This is a genomic window from Pseudomonas sp. NFX98 (assembly GCF_047784845.1).
Classification (GTDB): domain Bacteria; phylum Pseudomonadota; class Gammaproteobacteria; order Pseudomonadales; family Pseudomonadaceae; genus Aquipseudomonas.
Map to the genome: position 1 here is coordinate 183261 of NZ_JBLNNF010000006.1, position 21409 is coordinate 204669.

General features: G+C 60.1%; 18 protein-coding genes. 8 read left to right on the top strand and 10 right to left on the bottom strand.

The window, feature by feature from the left end; genetic code table 11:
* The first annotated feature begins 37 nt into the window (after positions 1 to 37).
* The 4 genes from mdtD (at position 38) to yccS (ending at position 6739) form a co-directional block, all read left to right on the top strand.
* On the top strand, positions 38 to 1465 hold the full coding sequence (gene mdtD, locus ACM110_RS09995; RefSeq protein WP_416127638.1) for a multidrug transporter subunit MdtD: 1428 nt from the start codon (positions 38 to 40) through the stop codon (positions 1463 to 1465).
* Positions 1466 to 1692: 227 nt separating this feature from the next.
* Positions 1693 to 3030: an ATP-dependent RNA helicase DbpA gene (gene dbpA, locus ACM110_RS10000; protein WP_416127739.1), complete on the top strand. Its 1338-nt coding sequence runs from the start codon at positions 1693 to 1695 to the stop codon at positions 3028 to 3030.
* Positions 3031 to 3158: 128 nt separating this feature from the next.
* On the top strand, positions 3159 to 4337 hold the full coding sequence (locus tag ACM110_RS10005; protein ID WP_416127639.1) for an NAD(P)/FAD-dependent oxidoreductase: 1179 nt from the start codon (positions 3159 to 3161) through the stop codon (positions 4335 to 4337).
* A 218-nt stretch (positions 4338 to 4555) separates the two neighbouring features.
* Positions 4556 to 6739 carry a YccS family putative transporter gene (gene yccS, locus ACM110_RS10010; protein ID WP_416127640.1) on the top strand — a complete coding sequence of 728 codons (2184 nt, stop codon included), beginning with the start codon at positions 4556 to 4558 and terminating at the stop codon, positions 6737 to 6739.
* 133 nt (positions 6740 to 6872) lie between these two features.
* Here yccS and ACM110_RS10015 read toward each other — a convergent pair whose 3' ends face one another.
* Positions 6873 to 7610, bottom strand: a complete 738-nt coding sequence (locus tag ACM110_RS10015) for a substrate-binding periplasmic protein (protein WP_416127641.1) — start codon at positions 7608 to 7610, stop codon at positions 6873 to 6875.
* 257 nt (positions 7611 to 7867) lie between these two features.
* Between ACM110_RS10015 and ACM110_RS10020 the strand changes: the two genes are divergently transcribed.
* On the top strand, positions 7868 to 8320 hold the full coding sequence (locus ACM110_RS10020) for a GNAT family N-acetyltransferase (protein ID WP_416127642.1): 453 nt from the start codon (positions 7868 to 7870) through the stop codon (positions 8318 to 8320).
* Positions 8321 to 8438: 118 nt separating this feature from the next.
* On the opposite strand, the gene ACM110_RS10025 is transcribed toward ACM110_RS10020, so the two are convergent.
* The 3 genes from ACM110_RS10025 to ACM110_RS10035 are packed head-to-tail and all read right to left on the bottom strand — an operon-like array spanning position 8439 to position 11428.
* Positions 8439 to 8738, bottom strand: coding sequence for a winged helix-turn-helix domain-containing protein (locus ACM110_RS10025; protein WP_338583622.1), 300 nt, complete (start codon positions 8736 to 8738; stop codon positions 8439 to 8441).
* 20 nt (positions 8739 to 8758) lie between these two features.
* Positions 8759 to 9259, bottom strand: coding sequence for a M48 family metallopeptidase (locus tag ACM110_RS10030; protein WP_338583623.1), 501 nt, complete (start codon positions 9257 to 9259; stop codon positions 8759 to 8761).
* A gap of 45 nt (positions 9260 to 9304) precedes the next feature.
* Positions 9305 to 11428: a putative bifunctional diguanylate cyclase/phosphodiesterase gene (locus tag ACM110_RS10035; RefSeq protein WP_416127643.1), complete on the bottom strand. Its 2124-nt coding sequence runs from the start codon at positions 11426 to 11428 to the stop codon at positions 9305 to 9307.
* A 317-nt stretch (positions 11429 to 11745) separates the two neighbouring features.
* Here ACM110_RS10035 and ACM110_RS10040 point away from each other — a divergent pair, with 317 nt between their 5' ends.
* Positions 11746 to 12414 (top strand): polysaccharide lyase family 7 protein, encoded by a 669-nt coding sequence (locus ACM110_RS10040; RefSeq protein WP_416127644.1) that lies wholly within the window; start codon positions 11746 to 11748, stop codon positions 12412 to 12414.
* Positions 12415 to 12480: 66 nt separating this feature from the next.
* On the opposite strand, the gene fba is transcribed toward ACM110_RS10040, so the two are convergent.
* The 6 genes from fba to tkt all read right to left on the bottom strand — a co-directional run bounded on the left by fba (position 12481) and on the right by tkt (position 18845).
* Complete coding sequence (fba, locus tag ACM110_RS10045) at positions 12481 to 13545, bottom strand: class II fructose-bisphosphate aldolase (protein ID WP_008081027.1); 1065 nt, start codon at positions 13543 to 13545, stop codon at positions 12481 to 12483.
* Between the two features lie 253 nt (positions 13546 to 13798).
* Positions 13799 to 14131, bottom strand: coding sequence for an MliC family protein (locus ACM110_RS10050; RefSeq protein WP_338583626.1), 333 nt, complete (start codon positions 14129 to 14131; stop codon positions 13799 to 13801).
* A gap of 56 nt (positions 14132 to 14187) precedes the next feature.
* Positions 14188 to 14409 carry a hypothetical protein gene (locus ACM110_RS10055; protein ID WP_416127645.1) on the bottom strand — a complete coding sequence of 74 codons (222 nt, stop codon included), beginning with the start codon at positions 14407 to 14409 and terminating at the stop codon, positions 14188 to 14190.
* A gap of 35 nt (positions 14410 to 14444) precedes the next feature.
* Positions 14445 to 15608: a phosphoglycerate kinase gene (locus ACM110_RS10060; RefSeq protein ID WP_416127646.1), complete on the bottom strand. Its 1164-nt coding sequence runs from the start codon at positions 15606 to 15608 to the stop codon at positions 14445 to 14447.
* Positions 15609 to 15625: 17 nt separating this feature from the next.
* Complete coding sequence (gene epd, locus ACM110_RS10065) at positions 15626 to 16681, bottom strand: erythrose-4-phosphate dehydrogenase (protein WP_416127647.1); 1056 nt, start codon at positions 16679 to 16681, stop codon at positions 15626 to 15628.
* Between the two features lie 166 nt (positions 16682 to 16847).
* Complete coding sequence (gene tkt / locus ACM110_RS10070) at positions 16848 to 18845, bottom strand: transketolase (protein ID WP_416127648.1); 1998 nt, start codon at positions 18843 to 18845, stop codon at positions 16848 to 16850.
* A gap of 271 nt (positions 18846 to 19116) precedes the next feature.
* On the opposite strand from tkt, the gene ACM110_RS10075 reads away from it, so the two are divergent.
* Together ACM110_RS10075 and metK are read left to right on the top strand one after the other, a co-directional pair.
* Entirely contained in the window at positions 19117 to 20112 is a 996-nt protein-coding gene (locus ACM110_RS10075; protein WP_416127649.1) for an ArsR/SmtB family transcription factor, read from the top strand.
* An 18-nt stretch (positions 20113 to 20130) separates the two neighbouring features.
* On the top strand, positions 20131 to 21321 hold the full coding sequence (metK, locus tag ACM110_RS10080) for a methionine adenosyltransferase (RefSeq protein WP_416127650.1): 1191 nt from the start codon (positions 20131 to 20133) through the stop codon (positions 21319 to 21321).
* Positions 21322 to 21409 lie beyond the last annotated feature (88 nt).

Sequence of the window (21409 nt, forward strand, 5' to 3'; positions counted from 1 at the left end):
CACAGGGTTCGGTTACCCGACCACACCAAGAGGTCCCATGCCCAACCGCCCGCCTCTCGACCCTGTCACCGCCCGCTGGGTGCCGTGGGTCGTCGCCATCGCGTTTTTCATGCAGTCCCTCGACGGGACGATCCTCAACACCGCCCTGCCCGCCATGGCCAGCGACCTGGCCGAAGACCCACTGCGCATGCAAGGCGTGATCATCGCCTACATGCTCACCGTCGCCTTGCTGATCCCCGCCTCGGGCTGGATCGCGGACCGCTTCGGCACCAGGAAAATCTTCTTCAGCGCGATTCTGCTATTCAGCTTCGGCTCGTTGCTCTGCGCATTGTCGACCACCCTCACTCAGCTGATCGGCGCCAGGATAATCCAGGGCCTGGGGGGTGCGCTGATGTTGCCGGTCGGGCGATTGGTGGTGCTGCGTGCCTACCCCCGCTCGGAACTGGTGCGGATCATGGGCTTCATTACCATTCCCGGCCTGCTCGGCCCGCTGATCGGCCCGACCATGGGCGGCTGGATGGTGCAATACCTGACCTGGCACTGGATCTTCCTGATCAATCTGCCGGTCGGCGTGATTGGCTGTTACGCCGTGTGGAAATTCATCCCCGACCTGCGCGGTTCCGAGCGCACGCGCTTCGATAGCCTGGGTTTCGTGCTGTTTGGCGCGGCGATGATCCTGATCACCGTCGCCATGGAAGGCCTCGGCGAACTGCACTTGCCGCACCTGCGGGTGATGCTGCTGTTATTCGGAGGGATGGCGTGTCTGGCGGCGTACTGGTTGCGCGCCGGGCACATCGACAATCCGCTGTTCGCGCCGTCACTGTTCAAGACCCGGACTTTTGCCGTGGGCATTCTCGGCAACCTGTTCGCCCGCCTCGGCAGCGGCGCCCTGCCGTTTTTGGTGCCATTGCTGCTGCAAGTGGCGCTGGGGTATTCGCCGTCGCAAGCGGGGATGAGCATGCTGCCGCTTGCTGCGGCGGCGATGATCGCCAAGTGGGTGGCGCGGCCGCTGATCGAACGTTTGGGCTACCGCATCGTGTTGACCGGCAATACCCTGGCGCTGGGGATCATGCTGGCGAGCATGGGCCTGGTCAGTGAGCAGACGCCGTACTGGCTGCTGTTGTGCCTGCTGGCGATCCTCGGCGCGATCAACTCCTTGCAGTTCACCGCGATGAACACCGTGACCCTGATCGACCTCGACGATGCCAGCGCCAGCAGCGGCAACAGCCTGCTGTCGGTGGTCGCGCAATTGTCGTTGAGCCTTGGCGTTGCGTGCGCCGGTGCACTGCTGGGCGGGTTCACGGCGGAGATTGGAAATGACGGTGTAGACACGGTTCTGGGTGCCTTCCAGCTGACCTTCGTGACGGTAGGCATCATGGCCATGCTGGCCGCGACGATCTTCTCGCAACTCTCCCCCAAAGACGGACGACGAGTGGTCAGCCGCGAGCACGATATCGAACACTGACCCGTAGCAGCTGCCGAGGCACGAGGCTGCGTTGGGCGGCGAAGCAGCCCCCGATGGCGGTCCTGCGGACACGCAACGCAGCCTCGTACCTCGGCAGCTGCTACAACTCGTCCAGAATTTGCAGGTTGTGGCAGCGGGACTGGTACACTGCGCGACATTTTGTTTTGCAGGCCAGTCCCGTGACCACCATCGCCACCGAATTTAATACTTTGCCGCTGTCCGCCGCCATGCTGGCTAACCTCGACTCCCTCGGTTATGCCCAGATGACGCCGATCCAGGCGCAAAGCTTGCCGGTGATCCTCAAGGGGATGGACCTGATCGCCCAGGCCAAGACCGGCAGCGGCAAGACCGCCGCGTTCGGTATCGGCCTGTTGAACCCGATCAATCCGCGCTACTTCGGTTGCCAGGCCCTGATCCTCTGCCCGACCCGTGAGCTGGCCGATCAGGTCGCCAAGGAAATCCGTCGTCTGGCCCGCGCCGAAGACAACATCAAGGTCCTGACCCTGTGCGGCGGCGTGTCCCTCGGCCCGCAGATCGCTTCGCTGGAACACGGTGCGCACATCATCGTCGGCACGCCGGGGCGCATTCAGCAGCACTTGCGCAAGGGCTCGCTGGTCCTTCACGGCCTGAACACGCTGATCCTCGACGAAGCCGACCGCATGCTCGACATGGGTTTCTACGATTCCATCGAAGAAATCATCATGCAGTCCCCGGAGCGTCGCCAGACATTGCTGTTCTCGGCCACGTACCCGGTGGGCATCAAGCAACTGGCTTCGAAGTTCATGCGCAACCCGCAGCAAGTGAAGGCAGAAGCGTTCCACGACGACACGCAGATCGAGCAGCGCTTCTACGAGATTTCCCCGGAAGAGCGCATGAGCGCCGTGACCAAGGTCCTCGGCCACTTCCGCCCGGCGTCCTGCGTGGCGTTCTGCTACACCAAGCAACAGGTTCAGGAAACCGTCGATCACCTGACCGCCAAAGGCATCTCCGCCGTTGGCCTGCACGGCGATCTGGAACAGCGTGACCGCGATCAGGTGTTGGCGATGTTCGCCAACCGCAGCACCTCGGTACTGGTCGCCACCGACGTCGCCGCCCGTGGTCTGGACATCGATTCGCTGGACATGGTGATCAACGTCGAGCTGGCCCGTGACTCGGAAATCCACATCCACCGCGTCGGCCGTACCGGTCGTGCCGGCGAGAAAGGCCTGGCGATCAGCCTGGTTGCGCCGTCCGAAGCGCAGCGCGCACAAGCCATCGAACAATTGCAGAAGTCGCCATTGACCTGGGATCAGGTGGACAACCTCGTCTCACAGGGTGGCGGTCCGCTGCTGCCGCAGATGAGCACCCTGTGCATCGGCGCCGGCCGTAAAGACAAGGTTCGTCCGGGCGACATCCTTGGCGCTCTGACCGGTGACGCCGGCATTCCGGGCGCGCAGGTCGGCAAGATCGCGATTTTCGACTTCCAGGCTTACGTGGCTGTGGATCGCGGGGTTGCCAAGCAGGCCCTGCAGCGCTTGAACGACGGCAAGATCAAGGGCCGTTCGTTGCGCGTGCGTATTCTGTAAAACCGCCACACATCTCCCTGTAGGAGCTGCCGAAGGCTGCGATCTTTTGACTTTGCTTTTAAGAATCAAAATCAAAAGATCGCAGCCTTCGGCAGCTCCTACGGGTTTTCTATTCTGAGGACACCGTTTTGCGCTCTACCGAAGTCGTGATCATTGGCGCTGGCGCCGCAGGGTTGATGTGTGCGCTGACCGCCGCCGGGCGCGGGCGCAAGGTGCTGTTGCTCGACCATGCCAACAAGGCCGGCAAGAAAATCCTGATGTCGGGCGGTGGCCGCTGCAATTTCACCAACATGTACACCGAGCCAAGCAATTTCCTCTCGCAGAATGCGCACTTCTGCAAATCGGCCTTGGCCCGCTACACCCAGTGGGATTTCATCGGCATGGTCGCCAAGCACGGCGTGCCCTACCACGAGAAAAAACTCGGCCAGTTGTTCTGCGATAACAAATCCAGCGACATCCTCGAAATGCTGTTGAACGAGTGCGATCAGGTCGGCGTCAGCCTGCACCTGGACACGTCGATCCAGACCATCGAGAAGCTTGAGAAAGGTTATTTGCTCGACACGACGCTCGGGCAGGTGACGTGCGAATCGCTGGTGATTGCCACCGGCGGCCTGTCGATCCCGACCCTCGGCGCCACCGGTTTCGGCTATCAGGTGGCCAAGCAATTCGGCCACGACCTGCTGCCGACCCGCGCTGGTCTGGTGCCGTTCACCATCACCGATCAGCTCAAGGAATTGTGCACTGAGCTGTCCGGCACTTCGGTGGATTGCCTGGTGAGCTGCAACGACCAAAGTTTCCGCGAGAACATCCTGTTTACTCACCGCGGCCTCAGCGGCCCGGCGATTTTGCAGATTTCTTCGTTCTGGGAATCCGGTGACACCGTCGAAATCAACCTGATGCCGGATCATGACGTACCGAGCTGGCTGCAACAGCAACAGGCCGAGCGTCCCAACAGCGAACTGAAAACCCTGCTTGGGGAAATCTTCACCAAGAAGTTGGCCAATCTGCTGGCGGACAACTGGTTTGTCTCCAAGCCGATGAAGCAGTACACCCACGCCGAAATTGCAGACATCGCCGAAAAACTGGCGAGCTGGAAAGTCGTGCCGGCGGGCACTGAAGGCTACCGGACTGCGGAAGTGACACTGGGCGGCGTGGACACCAACGAGGTGTCATCCAAGACCATGGAATCGCTGAAAAGCCCGGGGCTGTACTTCATCGGTGAAGTGCTGGACGTGACCGGGCATCTGGGTGGCTTCAACTTCCAGTGGGCATGGGCTTCGGGTTACGCGGCCGCACAATACGTCTGATCACACCACTCCTGTAGGAGCTGCCGAGTGAAACGAGGCTGCGATCTTTTGATCTTGAAAAGCAAAGTCAAAAGATCGCAGCCTGCGGCAGCTCCTACAAGGATCGTGTTTCAGTCAGGGAAGGAACAAATTTTGCTGCCCAATGTGATCGGCGCCATTGCGTCGGCGTCATTAGTGGCTCAATTTAGCGTCATCGCCTCGGAAGGCCTTCGCATTTCATGTCATCGACTTCGTTCCGTCAGTCTCTGCGTCGCCTTTGGGCGCTGGATAAGTTCAGTTACAGCGTGCGGGTGTTCATCGCCCTGACCGGCACCATGGCGCTGTGTTGGTATCAGGATGAGATGGGGCTGCTGATCCCGTTGTTCCTCGGGATTATCGCCAGTGCCCTGGCCGAGACCGACGACAGTTGGCAGGGCCGCCTCAATGCGCTTGCAGTGACGCTGGTGTGTTTCGCCGTCGCTGCCCTGTCCGTCGAACTGCTGTTCCCCTATCCCATTCTTTTCATCATTGCCTTCGCCCTCGCCGCGTTCTGCCTGACCATGCTCGGCGCCCTTGGCGAACGTTATGGCGCGATTGCCTCGGCGACGCTGATCCTGTCGGTCTACACCATGATCGGCGTGGACCAGCGCGGCGGTGCGGTCACCGATTTCTGGCACGAACCGGTGCTGCTAGTAGCCGGCGCGGCCTGGTACGGCTTGCTCTCGGTGTTGTGGCAGGCGCTGTTTTCCAATCAACCGGTGCAGCAAAGCCTGGCGCGGTTGTTTCGGGAACTTGGGTTTTACCTGAAATTGAAATCGTCGCTGTTCGAGCCGATCCGGCAGATGGACGTGGAAGCACGGCGCCTGGAACTGGCGCAACAGAACGGTCGCGTGGTCGCGGCACTGAACGCCGCCAAGGAAATCATCCTGCACCGGGTCGGCAACGGTCGGCCGGGTTCTAAAGTCAGCCGTTACCTGAAACTGTACTTCCTCGCTCAGGACATCCACGAGCGCGCCAGCTCTTCGCACTACCCTTACAACGCACTGGCCGATGCGTTCTTCCACAGCGACGTGCTGTTCCGCTGTCAGCGCCTGCTGCGCCAGCAAGGCAAGGCCTGCCGGGCGCTAGCCGAGTCGATCCAGATGCGTCAGCCGTTTATCTATGACGCCAGCTTCGCCGAAGCCCTGGGCGACCTGCACGCTTCCCTCGAACACCTGCGCATCCAGAGCAATCCGGCCTGGCGCGGTTTGCTGCGTTCGTTGCGGGCGCTGGCGGCCAACCTTGGCACCCTCGACCGTTTGCTTAGCGACGCCAGCAACCCCGACGCCCTCGCCGACGCCACCGACAGCAGTCTGCTCGACCGTTCGCCGCGCAACCTCAAGGACGTCTGGATACGCTTGCGTACGCAGCTGACGCCAACATCGCTGCTGTTCCGTCATGCCCTGCGTTTGCCCCTGGCCTTGAGCATCGGTTACGCGATGGTTCACTTGATCCACCCGTCCCAAGGTTACTGGATCATCCTCACCACGCTGTTTGTCTGCCAACCGAACTACGGCGCCACCCGGCGCAAGCTCGGTCAGCGGATCATCGGCACCGCCATCGGCCTCACCCTGGCGTGGGCGCTGTTCGACCTGTTCCCCAATCCGCTGATTCAGTCGTGTTTCGCCATCGCCGCCGGCATTGTGTTCTTTACCAACCGCACCACCCGCTACACGCTGGCGACGGCGGCAATCACCTTGATGATTTTGTTCTGCTTCAACCAGGTCGGTGACGGCTACGGGCTGTTCCTGCCGCGGTTGTTCGATACCTTGCTCGGCAGCCTGATTGCCGGGCTGGCGGTATTCCTGTTCCTGCCGGACTGGCAGGGTCGGCGCCTGAACAAAGTGCTGGCCAACACCCTGACCTGCAACAGCATTTACCTGCGCCAGATCATGCAGCAATACGCCGCCGGCAAAAGCGACGACCTGGCCTATCGCCTGGCCCGCCGCAACGCACACAACGCCGACGCGGCGCTGTCGACCACTTTGGCCAACATGCTGATGGAGCCGGGGCATTTCCGTAAGGAAGCGGATGTAGGTTTCCGTTTTCTGGTGCTGTCGCACACCTTGCTCAGTTACTTGTCAGGCCTCGGCGCGCATCGGGAAACCCAGTTGCCGCAGGATGTGCGCGAACACTTGATCGAAGGCGCCGGTGTGAAACTGGCCAGCAGCATCGACGAAATCGCCCAGGGGCTGGCGAGCAAATCCGCGATTGCCATTCAGAGTGATGAAGAGGAAACGCTGGCCAATATGCTGGAGCAGATGCCTGACGAAATCGATGAAGGCCAACGATTGGTGCAGACGCAACTGGCCTTGATCTGCCGGCAGTTGGGACCGCTGCGCACACTGGCGACGCATTTGATCAAGGATACGAGTGAGGATTGAGGACTGCGGTGTTATGGCGGACGCCATCGCTGGCAAGCCAGCTCCCACAGGGAATTGTGTTAGATCCAAATCCTATGTAAATCACCGAACACTGTGGGAGCTGGCTTGCCAACGATGAGGCCTGCCGCTCCACCTACATCCCATGCTGTTTGAGCAGCCGCGCATAACTCCCATCCGCCTTCATCGCCGCAATCTCGCGGTCGAAACCGGCGACGATCTGCTCATGCTGAGGGTTCTTCAGGCTGACCAGAATGTGCAGGCTGTTCTCGCTCAATGGCTTGGGCAGGAACTCCACGGCATTGCGTACCTTGGCAGGCTCGCGGGCCAGGTAATAACGCGCGACGTATTCGTCTTCCAGCGTCAGCTTGACCCTGTCGGCGGCCACCATTCGCACCGCCATCGCAAAACTGTGCACCGGGATTTTCTGCAGTGATTCGTCCTCGTCAAAGGCCGGTGAATACGCGTAACCGCGCACCACGGCAATCGGGTACGTATGCAATTGCTGCAGATTGTTGAATTCGATCGGTGCGTCTTTGCGCTTGAGAAAGCGCACGCGGTTGACCAGGTATTCACCGGAAAACTGCCCGAGCTTGGTGCGTTCATCGGTGTACCAGGCATTCACCAATACGTCGTAGCGACCCTCGCCCACTCCCAGCAAGGCCCGCGCCCAAGGCACCTGTTCAAAATCACTGGCAAAGCCGGCCCGCGCCAGCGCGGTGCTGACAATATCCGTGGCCAACCCGCCATTGACCAGCGTGGCGTCGGTAAAAGGCGGCCAGGCATCAGCCACCAGACGCAGCTTTTCTGCTGCAGCGTGTTGAGTCAGCAACAGCAATCCAATCAAAGCAAAGGCTTGAAGCAATCGCGGCATGCTAGAAAATCCTTAGCGGGCGGGCTGCCCGACGTGTTTTTCAGCCAAAACTCCAAGACCCCGTACCGGCACACCCAGGCACTAAACGTTAGCTCATTGAAGCCACTGCACATCGCTTGATTCCAGATTACACAAAGAAGGCAGCGGCGCGCGAAATGAATGATGGCATTTTGGTCTTTATCACAGATTTCTCCGCCATAAAGACATCCAGCGTCAGGACGCTTAGTATCGGAGGGACGTTTTCAGGGAATCAAAACATGACAATCGAATGGGTCTGCAAACACCACAGCGATCTGGGCAAAGAACAGCTGTACGCCATTTTGCAGTTGCGTGACGAGGTATTCGTCGTCGAGCAGAAGTGCATTTATCAGGATATCGATGGCCAGGACCTGGAAGGCGATACCTGCCATTTGATGGGTTGGGACGGGGATCGACTGGTAGCGTACCTGCGCTTGCTCGACCCCGAGCTACAAGGGGGCGATGTGGTCATCGGCCGGGTTGTGACCGCGCCGCTGGGCCGGGGCAAAGGGTTGGGCCACGTAATGATGGAGAAGGCGCTGGTACAGGCCGAAAAGCGCTGGCCTGAGACGCCGATCTATCTCTCGGCCCAGGCGCATTTGCAGGGGTACTACGGGCGATACGGATTTGTGGTGGCGGGCGAGGAGTTTGTCGAGGATGGCATTCCGCATATCGGGATGCGTCGTTCCTGAGGCCCCCATCGCGGGCCCGCTCCCACAGGTTTTATGGCTTACTCAAAATCTGTATTCACTGGAGATCCTTGTGGGAGCGAGCTTGCTCGCGATGACGTCAGCAGCCGCGCCACCAATCTCAGGGATACTCCAGCACAGCTTTGACCTGCCGCAGATTACGCTCGATCCACCCTCGATCAATCGCCCCCCACTCGCGAATCCGATAGCGTCCGGCATGGTTACGTGCGCCTTCTTCCTGCTCGAACTCGCAGATGATATCCAGATCCGCAAGCGCAGCGATGGTGTCCTGGGCGGTGCGGCGCGGCATGCCGGTGACTTCGGTCAGCGCCGGGACGCTGCTGGCCAGACCGCTGTCGATCAGATACGCCACGTACAGGCGGCGGTAGAAGCTGCTCTTGGTCTTGCTTACGTCCGTCACGTTCGCTCCTTTCTGGAAGATCAAATCGCAGTCTGCAAATCCCGCCACGTCAGGTACACCCGCACATCGAACTCCACCTGGTGATAGCCCGGCTGCATGTGTTCGCACAGCTTGTAGAACGCCTTGTTGTGATCCGACTCTTTGAAATGCGCCAGTTCATGCACCACGATCATTTTCAGAAACTCCGACGGCGCCTCCTTGAACAGCGACGCAACGCGGATTTCTTTCTTGGCCTTGAGTTTTCCGCCCTGCACCCGAGAGATCGTGGTGTGCAGGCCGAGGGCGCGGTGGGTCAGGTCGAGGCGGTTATCGAACAGCACTTTGTCGATGGTCGGAGCGTTACGCAAATACGCCTGCTTGAGGTCCAACGCGTAGGTGTACAGCGCCTTGTCGCTCTGCACGCTGTGCTGTTCGGGGTAACGCTTGCTCAAGTATTCGCCCAGCCGACCGTCGGCGATCAACTGGCGCACCTGATCCTGCAACGAAGCGGGATAAGCCTGGAGGTATTTCAACGCGGTCATCGCAGCAGCAACACAAATGACGAAAAGGTCGCCAGTGTAGCGAATTCAACGGGTCAGCGCGCTCCAGTCGAAGGGCTGCACAAAGTGCCCGGTGTCTTCGGCCATCATCGGCCGCGCCACCAGAAAACCCTGCACATACTCGCAACCATTGGCTTGCAACCACTCGTATTGCGCCACGGTTTCCACCCCTTCGGCGATCACCAGCATGTCGTACTGTTTGCACAGCTCGATCACATTGCGCACCAGCGCTGCGTCCCGTGACGACTCGGGCAGCCGCGCAATCAAATGGCGGTCGAGCTTGAGCGTGTCCAGTTCCAGGTCGCGTAAATGAGCCAGCGAGCATGGCCCAGTACCGAAATCATCCAGCGCCACCCTGACGCCCAAACCGCGCAGCAGACGCAGCTGTTTGCGGGTTTCTTCCGGGTTGTGCATCAAGGCGTCTTCCGTCACCTCGACTTCCAAGTGACGGGGCTGCAAGCCATTACGCTCCAGCACCTGACGCAACTCGGTAACCAGATTCGGCATGGCGAACTGACTGCCGCTCAAACTGACGCCCAGCACCAGGTCCTCGGCAAACAGCGCTTCCCAGGCTTTGCGTTGCCCGGCGCCGCGCTGGTAAATCCAGCTGCCCAGGCGACTGATCAACCGCGCTTCTTCCAGCAACGGTAAAAACAGCCCAGGCGGAACGTCGCCGACGCTCGGATGCTGCCAACGCAGCAAGGCTTCAAACCCGCGAATCTGCCCGCCGACAATGGCTACCTGCGGCTGATAAACGAGGTTGAAGTCACGGTTCTCGATAGCGTCGCGTACGCTTTCTTCGAGCATCAGCCGCGAGCGGGCCCGGCCGTTCATTTCGTGATCGTAGAAGCGATATTGCTGGCGACCGGCACGTTTGGCTTCGTACATCGCGATGTCTGAAGCCCGCAGCAAACCGTCCAGATTGGCCCCGCAATCGGGGAACGTGGCAATGCCGATGCTCGCGCCCAAGGCGATGTCCAGACCGTCGATTTGCTGACAGATCGACACGCGCTCAATCAGTTTCTCGGCAATCTTCGCCGCTTGTTCGGGGAACTCCAGGTCCAGCAATGCGGTGAACTCGTCACCACCCATGCGCGCCAGAATGTCGAAGGGCCGCAGACAAGCCTTCAACTGCTCGGACACCCAGCGCAGCACCCGATCGCCGGCATCGTGACCGAGAGAATCATTGACCCGTTTGAAGCCATCGAGGTCCAGGTACATCAGGACCCAGGTGCTGTCGGTGCGTTCGCCGCGCAGCAGCAGGTTTTCCACGGTCTGGTAAAAACCTCGGCGGTTGAGCAGTCCGGTCAGCGGATCAGTGACGGCCTGGAATTCGAGTTGCTTGTGCAGGTGGCGCACCACCGACATGTCCAGCACCGTCACCACCATGGCGTGCTGCTCGGCGGGTAACGGCGCACACGACAGCGCCACCGGCACCTGCTGGCCGGGCGCGGTACGCAGCAACGCATCGTGCAAACGAAACGTCTCGCCGCGCCTGTACCCGGCCAGCAGGTCGGATTCGGCCCACACCGGGATATGCGGCTTTTGCAGAAAATCCAGAAACTCTTTGCCTTGCAGCTCTTGCACCGTGGCATTGAGCAAGCGCGACATCGCCGGATTGGCGAAGCGGATCAGACCGTCCTCGCTTACCACCAGAATGCCTTCGGCGGCGTTCTCCAGCACCGAGGCATTGAAGGCGCGAGCGACCTCCAGGTCATGGCTCAGGCGCTGCAAGGCCCGACGATTGCGCTGGTGCTCCAGCAGCGCCTGGACCTTGGGCTTGAGAATCTGTGGATCGAACGGTTTGAACAGGTAATCCACCGCACCACTGGCATAGCCTTTGATCACGGCGTCCTGGGACTGTTCGTTGGCGGTCAGGAAAATGATCGGCGTAAGGCGCGTCCGCTGGCTGCCGCGCATCAGGCGCGCCACTTCGAAACCGTCCATGCCCGGCATCTGCACGTCCAGCAGCACCAGGTCGACATCGTGTTCAAGCAACAGACTGAGGGCCTCGAAACCCGAGGCAGCCGTAATGACCTGCCAGTCCTGGCGCTGCAACAACGCGCGCATGCTGATCAGATTCTCAGGGTAATCATCGACTATTAATAACGTTGAGTTGCCGTCAGTTGGCCGGGGCTGCGCGCATTCCATGCTGCTTCTCTATGTTCGGGGCAGGCCGGCTTCTCGTGAAAACCGGACAAATACTAACCACCACTCTAGACCTGGATCCAGAAAAGCAGAAGCTGTCAGTACGCCACCATCTAACTAAAGGGTTAATTCGCCGACTAACGGTCGTCCCTGCAGCCCGCTAAAACCGGGAAAGATGGCCTTTTAACAGGATTTTGACGTCATCCATCTGTCAGCCCGACGTTAACAAAAAGGCTGCCTACGCTTATAAAGACCGCCCTCCGAGGCGCGTGCTAGAGCTTCTGGCACGTGCGTGCAGCACAATTCGTGGAAGCTATTTTATGATCGACCTCGCAACCTGGAACCTCAGTGTTCCCGTCGGCAGCCCGCCGTACACCGTTGAAACCTCAAAATTGGTGGACGGCTTCAAGGATCAATACTTCCACTCCGACACTGGCACGCTGTTTTTCTGGTCCCCGGTGACCGGTTCAAAGACCGAGAACGCAATCTACCCACGTACCGAACTGCGCGAAACCTACAGCAACGGCACATTGCGCAACTGGTACTACCCGGATGCCGACAACCTGCTGCATGCCACGCTGGCGGTGAATCAGGTGCCGAGCTCGGGCAAGATCGTCATCGGGCAGATCCATGCCTATAACAGCCAGAAGCCGATGGTGAAAGTCGAATACCAGTACAAGACCAAAACCGAGACCGGCAACATCGTCGCCAAGGTGCGCATGCGCCCCGATGATGACGAAGGCCGGGTCATCACCATCGCTACCGGCGTGAAACTTGACCGCGAGTTTTCCTACCTTATTCACCTCAGCCCTGGCGGTGCGCTGGGCATCAGCGCAGCGGGCTATCAGTGGGACACCAACATCAGTGCGACCTGGCGCGACAAACCGCTGTATTTCAAGGCTGGGGTGTATGTGCAAGACAACACGGGGTACACCAGTGAGGGCGGGAAAGTGACATTCAGCAAGCTGGATATTGATCACGATAAATAGCCGAAATACACCCACAAAAAACCCGCCTCTCGGCGGGTTTTTAATGCGACTTAAACGCGACGGGTCTTAGTTGACCTTGGCGTTCAACTCACCTTTCAGGTAACGCTGATACATCGCTTCCAGGGAGATCGGCTTGATCTTCGAAGCGTTGCCGGCAGTGCCGAAGGCTTCGTAACGGGCGATGCACACGTCGCGCATGGCAGTTACGGTGGCGCCGAAGAATTTACGCGGGTCGAACTCGCTGGGGTTGGTGGCCATCAGGCGACGCATTGCGCCGGTGGACGCCAGGCGCAGGTCGGTGTCGATGTTGACCTTACGCACGCCGTGCTTGATGCCTTCGACGATTTCTTCAACCGGTACGCCGTAGGTTTCTTTGATGTCGCCGCCGTACTGGTTGATGATCGCCAGCCACTCTTGCGGAACCGAAGACGAACCGTGCATTACCAGGTGAGTGTTCGGGATGCGCTTGTGGATCTCTTTGATGCGGTCGATCGCCAGCACGTCGCCGGTAGGTGGCTTGGTGAACTTGTAAGCGCCGTGGCTGGTGCCGATGGCGATGGCCAAGGCATCGACCTGAGTGCGTTTGACGAAGTCAGCGGCTTCTTCCGGGTCGGTCAGCATCTGGCTGTGATCCAGAACGCCTTCGGCGCCGATGCCGTCTTCTTCACCGGCCATACCGGTTTCCAGCGAACCCAGGCAACCCAGCTCGCCTTCTACCGAAACGCCGCAGGCGTGAGCCATGGCTACGGTTTGTTGGGTAACGCGGACGTTGTAGTCGTAGTCGGTCGGGGTCTTGCCGTCTTCGCCCAGGGAACCGTCCATCATCACCGAGCTGAAGCCCAGTTGGATGGAGCGCTGGCAGACGTCAGGGCTGGTGCCGTGGTCCTGGTGCATGCACACCGGGATGTGCGGGAATTCTTCGATGGCCGCCAGGATCAGGTGACGCAGGAACGGCGCGCCGGCGTATTTGCGAGCACCGGCCGAAGCCTGGACGATCACCGGGGAGTCAGTCTTGTCAGCGGCTTCCATGATGGCGCGCATCTGCTCAAGGTTGTTGACGTTGAAAGCTGGAACGCCGTAGCCGAACTCGGCTGCGTGGTCCAGCATCTGGCGCATGCTGATAAGTGCCATTGTGTATGTCTCTCCCGGTTGAGGGTCGTTAATCGTGCCAGCCTGCCGGAGCGGCGGCGGCTATTCAAGTTATTGCAGATCGGGGGTTAGGCCCGGGCTGCGAATTCGGTGTTGCAAAAGTCCTGAGAAACATCGATTTCCTGTAGGAGCCGAGCTTGCTCGCGATGGCGGTCTGACTGCTAGCACATACGTTGAATGTGCTGACGCTATCGCGAGCAAGCTCGGCTCCTACAGGGTTTCGCGTCGTCCCGTATTACTCAGCCTTACAGCCACGGCCAATCAAATCATTCGTGGCGACCCAGTAAACCAGGCCTTCCTCACCTTTCATGTGAAACGCCAGCATGTTGTCGCTGTACAGCGAACCCGAGGCGCCCGGCTCTTCCTTCAGGCGATAGACCTGATCGGCGCCGCCCAGGCGTACGTCGACTTGCTTGCGGCTGTCGTCGGTGTAGCGCCACAGCACCTTGGCCTGACTGTCGCAGGTCCAGGTGGTCCAGTTGTCAGCCGGAGCGGACGACTGGAACGGGTTCAAATTGGCGCACCCTGCCAGCAATGCCAGCGCCGTAATGGCGATAAAACCTTTCATCCGTGTTCCTCGACTGACGGCGCACGCCACCAGCCCTGAGTAAAGAGTCAGACCCGTCAAGGACAACCATGTTCCTTGGCGGGTGCCTGGGTCTCGTATTTGTCCAGGCCTTCAGGCCCGGAACGCTTGTTGAGCACCGGATTGGTTTCCGCCTGCCAGTCGGCCTGGTAGCAACCTTTTTCCGGCGCCGATGGCGCAGGTTCCGGGGTGGCTTTCGGGTTACTCCCGCAAGCCACCAGCGAACCGGCGACGATCAACAGCGCTAACGTCTTGACCATTTCAACACTCCCTCGCCTGGTCAAACGGGCAACCCTCAGGCCTTGGCCCGGCTTTCCAGGACTTCAACGGCAGGCAGCACTTTGCCTTCGACGAATTCGAGGAATGCGCCGCCGCCGGTAGAAATGTAGGAGATTTGGTCGGCAACGCCATATTTGTCGATGGCCGCCAGCGTATCGCCACCGCCCGCGATCGAGAACGCCGAGCTTTCAGCGATGGCCTGGGCCAGCACTTTGGTGCCGTTACCGAACTGGTCGAATTCAAACACGCCGACCGGACCGTTCCACAGGATGGTTTTCGACGATTTCAGCAGCTCGGCGAAGTTGGCCGCAGTCTGCGGGCCGATGTCGAGGATCATGTCGTCGGCAGCAACGTCAGCGATCAGCTTGACGGTGGCCGCAGCGCTTTCGGCGAATTCCTTGGCTACCACAACATCAACCGGCAACGGCACGCTGACTTTGGCGGCGATGGCACGGGCGGTGTCCAGCAGGTCCGGCTCGTACAGCGACTTGCCGACCGGGTGACCGGCAGCGGCCAGGAAAGTGTTGGCGATGCCGCCGCCGACGATCAGTTGATCGCAGATCTGGCTCAGGCTGTTCAGTACGTCGAGTTTGGTCGACACCTTGGAGCCGGCAACAATCGCCGCCATTGGCTGTGCCGGAGCGCCCAGGGCTTTGCCCAGTGCATCCAGTTCTGCGGCCAGCAACGGACCGGCAGCAGCGACTTTGGCGAACTTGGCCACGCCGTGGGTCGACCCCTCGGCACGGTGAGCGGTGCCGAAAGCGTCCATCACGAACACGTCGCACAGGGCGGCGTATTGCTGGGCCAGCTCGTCAGCGTTCTTTTTCTCGCCCTTGTTGAAGCGCACGTTTTCGAACAGCACGATGTCGCCCGCTTTCACGTCGACGCCGCCCAGGTAATCAGCCACCAGCGGCACTTCGCGGCCCAGGGCCTTGCTCAGGTAGTCAGCGACTGGCTTGAGGCTGTTCTCGGCCGAGAACTCACCTTCGGTCGGACGGCCAAGGTGCGAGCAAACCATTACGGCCGCGCCTTTTTCCAGGGCCAGCTTGATGGTCGGCAGCGAAGCCAGGATTCGCGCATCGCTGGTGACAACACCGTCCTTGACTGGGACGTTGAGGTCTTCGCGGATCAGTACGCGCTTACCTTGCAGATCGAGGTCGGACATCTTCAACACGGTCATGGGTCGCAGTTCCTGAGTTACTGTTTTGATGATGGAGAGGCTGTTTGCAGATAGTGTTCTGCAACGTCCAGCATTCGGTTGGCAAAACCCCATTCGTTGTCGAACCAGGCCAGGATGTTCACCAGCCGTGGGCCGGAAACGCGGGTCTGACTGGCATCGACGATCGCCGAATGTGGGTCATGGTTGAAATCACAGCTGGCGTGAGGCAACTCGGTGTAGGCCAGAAGGCCTTTGAGCGGGCCGCTGGTGGCAGCCTCGCGCAGGATCCGGTTGACCTCGGTGGCGTCGGTGTCGCTCACCGTTTGCATCGTAATGTCGAGGCAAGACACGTTCACCGTCGGCACACGTACGGCTTTGGCCTGAATTCGTCCGGCAAGTTCCGGCAACAGGCGCTCGATGCCGCGCGCCAGACCAGTGGACACCGGGATCACCGACTGGAACGCCGAACGGGTGCGGCGCAGGTCTTCGTGGTGATAGGCATCGATCACCGGCTGATCGTTCATCGCCGAGTGAATCGTGGTGATCGACACGTACTCCAGGCCAATGGCTTGGTCCAGCAGACGCAACAGCGGCACGCCGCAATTGGTGGTGCAGGAGGCGTTGGATACCAGCAGCTCGTCACCGGTCAGACAATCCTGGTTCACACCGTAGACGATGGTGGCGTCGACGTCCGCCTCGCTGGCCATCGGCTGGGAAAACAGCACACGCGGCGCGCCGGCATCGAGGAAACGCTGGCCGTCTTCGCGGGTGTGGTAAGCGCCGGAGCACTCCAGCACCAGATCGACGCCCAACGACGCCCAATCGACGCCTTCAGGGGTGGCACTGCGCAAGACCTTCACGCAGTCGCCATTAATATGCAGACAATCGCCGTCGACCTTCACTTCACCGGGAAAACGTCCGTGAGTGGAGTCGAAGCGTGTCAGGTATTCGATGCTGGCCATGTCGGCCAGATCGTTGATCGCGACAATTTCAAACCCAGCCGTCGAGCCTCGCTCGAACAACGCACGCAAGACGCAACGACCAATCCGGCCGTAGCCGTTGAGTGCAACTTTGTAGGGACGCGGTTGAGGCATGGGGTTCTCGATAGTAGTCGCTAACAACACAATCCCGTGTAGGAGCTGTCGAGTGAAACGAGGCTGCGATCTTTTGATCTTGGTTTTGAAGATCAAGATCAAAAGATCGCAGCCTGCGGCAGCTCCTACAGGGAGCGGCGGTGGTCGTGAGACCACCGCACAGTGCTTAGTCTTCCAGCAGCTCTTCAGCCTGACCCAGGATGTTTTCCAGGGTGAAGCCGAACTCTTCGAACAAGGCAGGCGCGGGCGCCGACTCGCCGTAGGTGGTCATGCCGATCACGCGGCCTTCCAGGCCCACGTACTTGTACCAGTAGTCCGCGTGAGCAGCTTCGATGGCGATACGCGCGCTGACCTGCAACGGCAGAACCGATTGCTTGTAGCCGGCGTCCTGGGCATCGAACACGCTGGTGCAAGGCATGGAAACCACACGCACCTTGCGACCCTGCTCGGTCAGTTTGTCGTAGGCCTGAACGGCCAGACCCACTTCCGAACCGGTAGCGATCAGGATCAGCTCCGGCTCGCCTGCGCAGTCTTTCAGCACATAACCACCACGGCTGATGTCGGCGATCTGGCCGTCATCACGGGTTTGATGCTGCAGGTTCTGACGCGAGAAGATCAGGGCCGAAGGACCGTCCTTGCGCTCCAGAGCGTTTTTCCAGGCTACCGCCGATTCAACGGCATCGGCCGGACGCCAGGTGTCAAGGTTCGGCGTGCAGCGCAGGCTGGCCAGCTGCTCGATTGGCTGGTGAGTCGGGCCGTCTTCGCCCAGACCGATGGAGTCGTGGGTGTAGACGTGGATCACACGCTGCTTCATCAGGGCCGACATGCGCACTGCGTTGCGGGCGTATTCCATGAACATCAGGAAGGTCGCGCCGTAAGGCACCAGGCCACCGTGCAGGGCAACGCCGTTCATGATCGCGGTCATGCCGAATTCGCGCACGCCGTAGTACATGTAGTTGCCGCTGGCGTCTTCGGCGGTAACGCCTTTGCAACCTTTCCACAGAGTCAGGTTGGAACCGGCCAGGTCAGCCGAGCCGCCGAGGAACTCAGGCAGCAGCGGGCCGAACGCGTTCAGGGCGTTCTGGCTGGCTTTACGGCTGGCGATGGTTTCGCCTTTGGCAGCCACTTCGGCGATGTAGGCTTCGGCCTTCTCGGAGAAGTCGGCTGGCAGCTCGCCGCTCAGGCGACGCACCAGTTCGTTGGCTTCGGTCGGGAACGCAGCGGAGTAAGCAGCGAAACGCTGATCCCACTCGGCTTCAACTGCGCGGCCGGCTTCCTTGGCATCCCACTCGGCATAGATGTCGGCCGGGATTTCGAACGGGCCGTGGTTCCACTTCAGCGCCGCGCGGGTCAGGGCGATTTCCGCGTCACCCAATGGGGCGCCGTGGCAATCTTCCTTGCCTTGCTTGTTCGGCGAACCGAAGCCGATGGTGGTCTTGCAGCAGATCAGGGTCGGCTGGGCGCTTTTGCGTGCAGTCTCGATCGCGGTCTTGATCTCTTCCGGGTCGTGACCGTCGACATTGCGGATCACTTGCCAGTTGTAGGCTTCGAAACGCTTTGGCGTGTCATCGGTGAACCAGCCTTCGACTTCGCCATCGATGGAGATGCCGTTGTCATCGTAGAAGGCGATCAGCTTGCCCAGGCCCAAGGTGCCGGCCAGCGAAGCGACTTCGTGGGAAATGCCTTCCATCATGCAGCCATCACCCAGGAACACATAGGTGTGGTGGTCGACGATGTTGTGGCCAGGACGGTTGAACTGCGCCGCCAGGACTTTTTCAGCCAGGGCAAAACCCACGGCGTTGGCCAGACCCTGGCCCAGTGGACCGGTGGTGGTCTCGACGCCCGGGGTGTAGCCGAGTTCCGGGTGGCCCGGGGTGCGGCTGTGCAGTTGACGGAACTGCTTGAGGTCTTCGATCGACAGGTCGTAGCCGGTCAGGTGCAGCAGCGAGTAGATCAACATCGAGCCGTGGCCGTTGGACAGCACGAAGCGGTCACGGTCGGCGAACGATGGATTGCTCGGGTTGTGCTTGAGGTAGTCGCGCCAAAGCACTTCGGCGATATCTGCCATACCCATAGGGGCACCGGGATGGCCGCTGTTGGCTTTTTGCACGGCATCCATGCTGAGGGCACGAATGGCGTTGGCACGCTCACGACGGCTAGGCATCGCTGATCTCCTGGGGTTCTGTAACAAGGGTGAATAATCGAAACGGAAAAAAGGCGAGCATTTTCCCTCACCCAGACGCCTCGGGGCAATGACAGATAGTCATCTGGAGGCGTTTTTCCAATGGATAACGACGGTTTGGGCTGGTGAAACCTTTCCGCCATTCGTTTGTTGACTGAAGCTAACGTTAAGAAGTGCCATCTATCGAGCAATATCAAAACTTTTTGATATTGCTCTTGCGATGCTATCGGTGCGTGACTAGACTGCCGGCCTTATGAATTTACGCGTGCCTTCCATTCGCCATGACGATTGCGATGAGCTGGCGGCCCTGTGCAAGGCCGGCGGCGATCCTCTGCGGTTGAATGTTTTGCGCGCACTGGCCAACGACTCGTTCGGCGTACTGGAACTGGCGCAGATCTTCGGCATTGGCCAGTCCGGCATGAGCCATCACCTCAAGGTATTGGCCCAGGCCGACCTGGTGGCGACCCGCCGTGAAGGCAATGCGATTTTCTACCGTCGCGCCCTGCCCCACACCGATCTGTTGGGTGGCAAGCTGCACGCGGCCCTGCTCGAAGAAGTGGACAACCTGACCTTGCCTGCGGATGTGCAGTCGCGGATCACTCAGGTCCATGCACAACGGGCGGCGGCCAGTCAGGACTTTTTCTCACGGGTCGCGGAGAAGTTTCGCGCCCAGCAAGACTTGATCGCCGGCCTGCCGCAGTACCGCGAGAGCGTGGTGGCCTTGCTCGACAAGCTGAGTTTCAGCGCAGACGCTACGGCCATTGAAGTCGGTCCCGGAGACGGTGCTTTTCTGCCGGAACTGGCGCGCCGCTTCACGCAGGTCACGGCGCTGGACAACAGCCAGGCGATGCTAGAACTGGCGCGCCAGGTGTGCGAACGGCAAATGCTGACCAACGTCAGCCTGCAACTGGCCGATGCCTTGAACGGCGTGAGCCTCAAGGCCGATTGCGTTGTACTGAACATGGTACTGCATCATTTCGCCGCGCCGGCCGATGCACTCAAGCACATGGCAAATTTGCTGCAACCAGGCGGTAGCCTGTTAGTGACAGAGTTATGTAGCCACAACCAGAGTTGGGCCAGGGAAGCCTGCGGTGATCTCTGGTTGGGGTTTGAACAGGACGATCTGGCCCGTTGGGCCACCGCTGCGGGACTCGTTCCCGGGGAAAGCCTCTATGTAGGCTTACGTAATGGTTTCCAGATTCAGGTCCGCCACTTTCAGCGGCCGACTGGCGACACTCACCATCGGTAATTTCAGGAAAACATCGAGATGAGCGAATACTCCCTTTTCACCTCCGAGTCCGTGTCTGAAGGGCATCCGGACAAAATCGCCGACCAGATTTCTGATGCGGTGCTGGACGCAATCATTGCTGAAGACAAGTTCGCCCGTGTGGCGTGCGAGACTCTGGTGAAAACGGGCGTGGCGATCATCGCCGGCGAAGTCACCACTTCCGCCTGGGTTGACCTGGAGCAGATCGTTCGTGACGTGATCACCGACATCGGCTACACCAGCTCCAACGTCGGCTTCGACGGTGCGACCTGCGGCGTGATGAACATCATCGGCAAGCAGTCCCCTGACATCAACCAGGGCGTCGACCGTGCCAAGCCTGAAGATCAGGGTGCCGGTGACCAGGGCCTGATGTTCGGCTACGCCAGCAACGAAACCGAGGTGCTGATGCCTGCACCGATCACCTTCTCGCACCAGCTGGTGCAGCGCCAGGCCGAAGCCCGTAAATCCGGCCTGCTGCCTTGGCTGCGCCCGGACGCCAAATCGCAAGTGACCTGCCGTTACGAAAACGGCAAGGTTGTCGGTATCGACGCGGTTGTCCTGTCGACCCAGCACAACCCGGAAGTGTCCTACAACGACCTGCGCGAAGGCGTGATGGAGCTGATCGTCAAGCACGTGCTGCCTGCCGAACTGCTGACCAAGGACACCCAGTTCCACATCAACCCGACCGGCCAGTTCATCATCGGCGGCCCGGTAGGTGACTGCGGTCTGACCGGTCGCAAAATCATCGTCGACAGCTACGGCGGCATGGCCCGTCACGGCGGCGGCGCGTTCTCCGGCAAGGATCCATCGAAGGTTGACCGTTCCGCTGCCTACGCCGGTCGTTACGTGGCGAAGAACATCGTCGCTGCCGGCCTGGCCGAGCGTTGCGAGATCCAGGTTTCCTACGCCATTGGCGTCGCTCAACCGACTTCGATCTCTTTGAACACCTTTGGCACCGGCAAGATCAGCGATGACAAGATCGTCAAACTGGTCCGCGAAGTGTTCGACCTGCGTCCGTACGCGATCACCAAAATGCTCGACCTGCTGCACCCGATGTACCAGGAAACCGCAGCGTACGGCCACTTCGGTCGCACCCCGGCGACCAAGACTGTCGGTGACGATACTTTCACCACGTTCACCTGGGAAAAAACCGACCGCGCCGACGCCCTGCGTTCCGCTGCCGGCCTGTAAGACTTCCCAGGCTGTACCAAAAGCCCCGCACGGTTCGCCGTGCGGGGCTTTTTGTTGTCTTGCGTGCAGCCGCTTCGCCACCAGTAAT